The 621-nt window shown below is 62.8% G+C and carries 1 protein-coding gene; it reads right to left on the reverse strand.

All coding sequences use genetic code 11. From position 1 onward, the window contains the following. Positions 1 to 505, reverse strand: a 505-nt coding sequence (locus tag IEZ09_RS46005; protein WP_229813584.1) for a hypothetical protein, incomplete at its 3' end; no start/stop codon positions are given. Positions 506 to 621: the final 116 nt, after the last annotated feature.

The raw sequence follows: 621 nt of genomic DNA on the forward strand, positions 1-621 counted from the left end.
CCCGCACCTCCGGCGGCAACAACACCGCCGACATCCGCACCCGCCAATCCTGCACAAGGGCGGACAATGACTTCTCATTGATCTCGACCCCGCTGACTTTGATGATCTCTTGCACCGTGTAAGGTTTTCCAGTGACCGGGTCGTCAAGCTTGCTCATTTTCCAGGACCATTCACTGAACAGCCCACGCGTCAGCTCGGACAAGAACCGGCCGTTCGTCGTGCGACCCAGCGGGATCGCACATTCCCACTCATCTTCGACCCGCCTGATGGCACCCGTGAACTTGTCACCCCCACCCGGATCGGGACGCCACCCCGTCAGCTCCAGCCGCACCTCATCCGGCAACGACACATCCCCGGAGGACTGCGGACCCTGCCACCGCCTTCGCACAGCCTCTTCCGTGAAGAGCCTGCCGGAAAACATGGCGACAATCCATGGGGCGTAATCGCGGCCCACTCCGCCGGCACCGAGGGTGCTCGCCACCTCGTCGACAACCGCATCATGCATGCCATCGACCCATCGACCAACCAGCACAGCCAGATCACCCGACCGGAACTCGCCGGATGTGCGCGGGAATCGGATGGAGCGACCCCGGTTCTGCAGAACGATCACCAAGTCCCGCA

Source organism: Lentzea flava, assembly GCF_014648475.1.
Taxonomy (GTDB): Bacteria; Actinomycetota; Actinomycetes; order Mycobacteriales; family Pseudonocardiaceae; genus Lentzea; species Lentzea flava.